Source organism: Vibrio nereis NBRC 15637, from assembly GCF_001591105.1.
Classification (GTDB): domain Bacteria; phylum Pseudomonadota; class Gammaproteobacteria; order Enterobacterales; family Vibrionaceae; genus Vibrio; species Vibrio nereis.
The window spans coordinates 1-4,841 of sequence record NZ_BCUD01000038.1 but is presented as its reverse complement, the minus strand read 5'-3'; the positions used below and the strand labels follow the sequence as shown (position 1 = coordinate 4,841).

Sequence of the window (4,841 nt, the reverse complement as noted above, 5' to 3'; positions counted from 1 at the left end):
CTTTGTTAAGGTGTGAGGCACGCAATACCGAAGCCGCCGCATAACACCTTAACCACTAAGACCAACGCATAGTAAAAATGCCACGCGTGCCGAATCACTCTTGAACAATTTGTTATAAGTCATTCACACAACCGACATTAGAACGACAAAAAGCATTGAACTTCCAGTCGGACACCGATAAACGCCAAGACCACCGAGCTTCTCTAAAGCGATTGCAGCCATTTCCCACCCTTCTTCCTCAGACGCCTCCCAGATAGGAGTATCAAAAATGTTCAGGCCAGATTCTTTTGCGAGCGTTTTGAGTGTTGATGACTCTTTTGTCAGGTGATGTGGTAGTGAAATATTAGCCCAAGCCCACTGTAAAGTACCCTTCGTTGTATCAGTTGAGCAAATCAATGCAATTTCAAATCTAACTGTTCGATGTGTATCGCTAAAGACTAAGCAACCATTTGGAACATCAAAATCAAATCTTTCAAAATGTCCCAAGCCATATTCTTTTTCTAATCTATCGTTCGCCAACACCATATTGCCGAAACACTTATTCACGAATGAGTCTATTTCTTCATCTGTCCACATAATTTCTCTTTGACTTATAATAACGCCGCGTTAAGTAGTGAGCAACGCTACCACTGAACCTAAACTATTGTGCCGTAAACACTAAAGCTGAATCAAACTGAAAATGCCACGCGTTGCGAATCTGCCTTAAACGCTTTGTTATGCGCCTTGCATCCAAGCCTAACTAGTACCATAATTAGGTATCTTTTGGTATTGAGGACTATGTTATGGCTAAGAACACTAGTATTACTTTAGGTGACCATTTTGATGGTTTTATTGCTAACCAAATCCAAAGCGGTCGCTATGGCTCTGCAAGTGAAGTCATTCGTTCAGCTTTACGTTTACTTGAAACTCAAGAAACTAAAATGAACACTTTACGCCAATTGCTTGTTGAAGGCGAAGAAAGTGGAGTTGCGGATTATGACCTTGATTCGTTTATCAATGAGTTAGATAGCGAAGAGAGAAAATGAGACCATTTCAGTTAACTAACAAGGCGAAATCTGATTTAAGAGATATAGCCTTGTTTACCTCTCGACGCTGGGGTCGTGAACAGCGAAATATTTATCTAAAACAGTTTGATGACTCATTTTGGTTGTTAGCCGAAAATCCTGACATTGGTAAAGCCTGTGACGAAATTCGCGATGGCTACAGAAAATTCCCACAAGGAAGCCACGTAATATTTTATCGTCAGATCGGCAGCCAAAATATTGAGATTATCCGTATCCTCCACAAAAGCATGGATGTGAATCCAATTTTCGGCGCATAACGCCAAATTAAGTAGTGAGCAACGCCACCACCTGACCTAAAGCATTGTGCCGTAAACACTAAAGTTGATTCAAACCAAAAATGCCAAGCGTTGCGAATCTGCTTGAATTTATTGTTATGCTCGTGCTCATAGAAATTGAAGGACTAAACAAGCAATAAACGCTGGCAGACCGGCTATGAAGAAAACTAAACCTGTCTGGTAGTTCATTCGATAGTGCTCACGTTCATCTTTGTCGAAATCATGCCCTTCTACCATTTTGTAGACTTTGTCTGTTCTAGGGTCATCTAACCGAGTCGTCTTACTATGGACTCCACCTTCCCACATTAGCTTCGCCAAAACCCATATGACTATGACAACAAAGAAAAGAAAATCGACCAACTGAGTGGTAGCAAAGAATGGAACAAACTGGGCTAGAGCGATCACAACAAGAGCCGCTGAGAGGTTAATTAGAACCACTTTTTTGAGTAAATCGAGCAAAATTACCTCCTAGAGCATAACGCCCAATTAAGGGGTGAGTAACGCAACACCGATGCCGCCGCAAACCACCTTAATCACGAAAATTAACGCATAGTAAAAATGCCACACGTTACGAATCCCTCTTAAATTGTTTGTTAGTACGCTGCCCTTAAAGCCTTTGAAACACACCAAGATATTGAAATATAGCACGAGACTTCTGGCTTAAAACGCTGAAGCTAAAGGGACAACCGCCAAACTAGAACTCAATCTCAAAACGCAAGTTGGCTAGAAGAAAAACTTGCCAAACTGCCCTCTTTTCACCGTTTTCAAATTAGCAAAGAATACGGGCTTCGCAACTGTACGGCAGCGCCAAAGAAACTCAGCTGTTGACGATGAGTCCCCAACACCAAAGAAGCCACACCAGAGAAATAGCCCGAAAGTTAGAAGCCGTAAACGGTACAGTCAAAGCGAACACAACTCATATAGTGCCACCGGAAAGAACGTGAAAGGCACATTTTCTCAGGTGTAAAGCTAGGAAAAGAAACCAATAAACACCGAAAACTATTACCTTTGATGCCAATCCAGTACTAACGCCGCATTAAGGTGTGAGCGGCGCTTGGCTATACTTGAGCGAAGCGAAAACGCCAAGCGTTGCGAATCACTCTTAAATGCTTTGTTAGCAGACTATTTTGAACATGATATTTTCAGTTCATTGTTCTCTTTTGCAATAATCGTTACCGAATACTTAGCACTTTCTAAGATATCAGAGACCTCGGAACTGGAGAGTTGGAAATAAGATATTGTCTGAAAAGCCCTCACACCACTTTCACCGCTTAATCCTTCAATATCTGATGATAGCTTTTCTTGGCACTTATCTTTGGAAAGTGACGCTACAGGCGCTGAATAGTATGCATTAAACACCAGATTGTTCTCTTGATCTATGTGAGCCTTGAAAACTCGTTAACGAACTCTTCACCATTGCTCTGAGACTTTTCTTTCATACTTTCCATTTTTGTAAGCATGAACATGTTCATATTGTTAGCCAAAAGCTGCAAATGACTTACTTCGGTCTTGGCCAATTTTTCATTCAAACTTTGAGCAAAAACCACATTAGATACAGAAGCCAGAATTAAGGTTGCCACTGCCAACTTTTTCATACATATCCCTGATTTTTATACCGATTAAACATACATTTAAGCTACAACGACAATAAATTTATCACAACCAGTTTTGTCATTTTCGTGAAGCTAGAGCTAATAGACTGCTAACGCCGCATTAAGGGGTGAACAACGCAAACCACCCGACCTAAAGCATTGTGCCGTAAACACTAAAGTTAATTCAAACCAAAACTGCCAAGCGTTGTGAATCCCTCTTGAATGCTTTGTTAGTTGCCAAACCTAAAGCTTTGATTTGAAGCTAATTGCCACTTTGCCAACACTAGCTTTATGTGTTTTGGTAGGCTCAAATCAGGCGTAGTTTTAAAGCGTTTCTCACTGAAACCACTTGAAACAAACAGCGCCGTAGAAAACGGGCTAACAACACCAAAAAGCTCATTTGAAAAGACAATATCACAGAGCTGACTCTCAACAAGCGATCGGCTTCTGAAACAGCAAACCAAAACCACGCTAATAAACATCGAACGCAACTTCAGCAAACTTACACCTAAACACAGAATCAGGAAAAAACAGCACTGACCATTAGCCCTAAATACTCTGCTTTAGCTGCGTTTTTCGCCTTGGCAACTAACGCCGCGTTAAGTAGTGAGCAACATCACCACTGAACCTAACCCATTGTGCCTTAAACACTAAAGCTGATTAAAACCAAAAATGCCACGCGTTGCGAATCTGCCTTAAACGCTTTGTTAGGTGCGTACTTCTAGCAGATTTGGACTTGCTTGATTTTATAAACAAACTCTGGCTCATTAACATATGCCATAGCTCTATCCCATAGAGGGTTTGTACGATCATTGAGGTTTCTAGCAAGTGCCTTTATTTCAGGAGGAGCATCTGCTCTGAAGTAGTTTTTGTTACCTCGATTTTTATCGTAACTTACCCCAGTTATTTTGAAGTTTATTGCCCTGACCCTTTTCTTTTTTTGTTGATCTATGTCTCTATGTGCTGTTTCCCATGTAATGGCTCGAATTGCCAGATAATATTCGCGCTCTTTGAACCTACCGTTAATCATAAAATCGGATTTTGGTGGATATTTTGGCTTTAACTTTCGTTTGTATAAGCCACCGTTCACAAATTTAAAATGCATGTCATCTTCGGACATTTCGTACCTGCGAAAATCAGATATATCAACCCAATGTCCTTTTGCTTTATTGAGATGTTTTTTCACAAATAGAACCGCTAGAGCTTCTTCTGTACCTGCGTATTCCAAATACTTGCTCAGTAATTTGTCATCCATAAATAAACTTACTTTTCCCTTCATTGATAGCTATTGATATTCTGCATGATGTAAATGTAGCACCTAACGCCGCGTTAAGGGGCGACATGCGCTTGCTAAACTTGAGCGAAGCGAAACCAGCAAGCGTATGGCGTCCCTCTTAAACGCTTTGTTATGTGGCTGCGTGCCAAACCATTATTGTCGTTTCAACCTGATTACTCGTAGATTGATGAAGTGAAGTGAAACCTTGCCCAAGATACAAACCTACGTTCTTACTTTCACATTGTAAGTAAAGGGCTTTTACCCCAAAGTCTACTGCCATTTTTTTAGCCTCACTCAACAGCTTTTTGGCAACGCCATTTCCACGATGTTCGGCTGGAACGTAGACACCACCTACCCAGTGTACATATTCAGGGTAATTTCTATTTTCCCGAAACTTAAGCTCTAGGGTTCCGACAAGGCTTCCATTTTCATGCGCAACAATACTTAAAGGCATTGCTTGGTTGGTCGCTTTATGTGCAATATCTTCTTGCACCATTTTTTCCGTGACATTAGGTACTTTCGATGCCCATTCTCGAAAATACCATCCAGCTATTTTTGACACTTCATGCTGATGTTCCGCTAATAATGAAATTTCCATACTTCCTCTTTGCCACATAACGCCCAATTAAGGTGT

Annotated in this window: 7 protein-coding genes; 2 read left to right on the top strand and 5 right to left on the bottom strand. The window is 40.9% G+C overall.

The genetic code is table 11. The features are described from left to right. Nucleotides 1-123 precede the first annotated feature (123 nt). Complete coding sequence (locus VNE01S_RS18495) at nucleotides 124-576, bottom strand: DUF6882 domain-containing protein (RefSeq protein ID WP_053397269.1); 453 nt, start codon at nucleotides 574-576, stop codon at nucleotides 124-126. Between the two features lie 206 nt (nucleotides 577-782). Here VNE01S_RS18495 and VNE01S_RS18490 point away from each other — a divergent pair, with 206 nt between their 5' ends. Continuing rightward, nucleotides 783-1,025: a type II toxin-antitoxin system ParD family antitoxin gene (locus VNE01S_RS18490; RefSeq protein WP_011080384.1), complete on the top strand. Its 243-nt coding sequence runs from the start codon at nucleotides 783-785 to the stop codon at nucleotides 1,023-1,025. Continuing rightward, nucleotides 1,022-1,321 (top strand): type II toxin-antitoxin system RelE/ParE family toxin, encoded by a 300-nt coding sequence (locus VNE01S_RS18485; RefSeq protein ID WP_001247271.1) that lies wholly within the window; start codon nucleotides 1,022-1,024, stop codon nucleotides 1,319-1,321. The genes VNE01S_RS18490 and VNE01S_RS18485 overlap by 4 nt, the downstream gene beginning before the upstream one ends. A gap of 126 nt (nucleotides 1,322-1,447) precedes the next feature. Here the strand turns inward: VNE01S_RS18485 and VNE01S_RS18480 are convergent, their stop codons facing one another. The 4 genes from VNE01S_RS18480 to VNE01S_RS18460 all read right to left on the bottom strand — a co-directional run bounded on the left by VNE01S_RS18480 (nucleotide 1,448) and on the right by VNE01S_RS18460 (nucleotide 4,805). Continuing rightward, complete coding sequence (locus VNE01S_RS18480; protein ID WP_053397268.1) at nucleotides 1,448-1,798, bottom strand: hypothetical protein; 351 nt, start codon at nucleotides 1,796-1,798, stop codon at nucleotides 1,448-1,450. 917 nt (nucleotides 1,799-2,715) lie between these two features. After that, on the bottom strand, nucleotides 2,716-2,934 hold the full coding sequence (locus VNE01S_RS18475) for a hypothetical protein (protein WP_053397267.1): 219 nt from the start codon (nucleotides 2,932-2,934) through the stop codon (nucleotides 2,716-2,718). Nucleotides 2,935-3,652: 718 nt separating this feature from the next. Beyond that, the gene (locus tag VNE01S_RS18465) at nucleotides 3,653-4,186 is read right to left on the bottom strand and encodes a hypothetical protein (protein WP_039479077.1); all 534 of its coding nucleotides are present in this window, start codon (nucleotides 4,184-4,186) and stop codon (nucleotides 3,653-3,655) included. A gap of 151 nt (nucleotides 4,187-4,337) precedes the next feature. Further along, a complete protein-coding gene (locus VNE01S_RS18460) occupies nucleotides 4,338-4,805 on the bottom strand; it encodes a GNAT family N-acetyltransferase (protein ID WP_053397266.1) in 468 nt (155 codons plus the stop codon). Nucleotides 4,806-4,841: the final 36 nt, after the last annotated feature.

What these genes read in the sequence shown, in the direction of transcription:
- VNE01S_RS18495 (WP_053397269.1), bottom strand. Translation starts at nt 576, where the DNA reads ATGTGGACAGATGAAGAAATAGACTCATTCGTGAATAAGTGTTTCGGC.
- VNE01S_RS18490 (WP_011080384.1), top strand. Translation starts at nt 783, where the DNA reads ATGGCTAAGAACACTAGTATTACTTTAGGTGACCATTTTGATGGTTTT.
- VNE01S_RS18485 (WP_001247271.1), top strand. Translation starts at nt 1,022, where the DNA reads ATGAGACCATTTCAGTTAACTAACAAGGCGAAATCTGATTTAAGAGAT.
- VNE01S_RS18475 (WP_053397267.1), bottom strand. Translation starts at nt 2,934, where the DNA reads ATGAAAAAGTTGGCAGTGGCAACCTTAATTCTGGCTTCTGTATCTAAT.
- VNE01S_RS18465 (WP_039479077.1), bottom strand. Translation starts at nt 4,186, where the DNA reads ATGGATGACAAATTACTGAGCAAGTATTTGGAATACGCAGGTACAGAA.
- VNE01S_RS18460 (WP_053397266.1), bottom strand. Translation starts at nt 4,805, where the DNA reads ATGGAAATTTCATTATTAGCGGAACATCAGCATGAAGTGTCAAAAATA.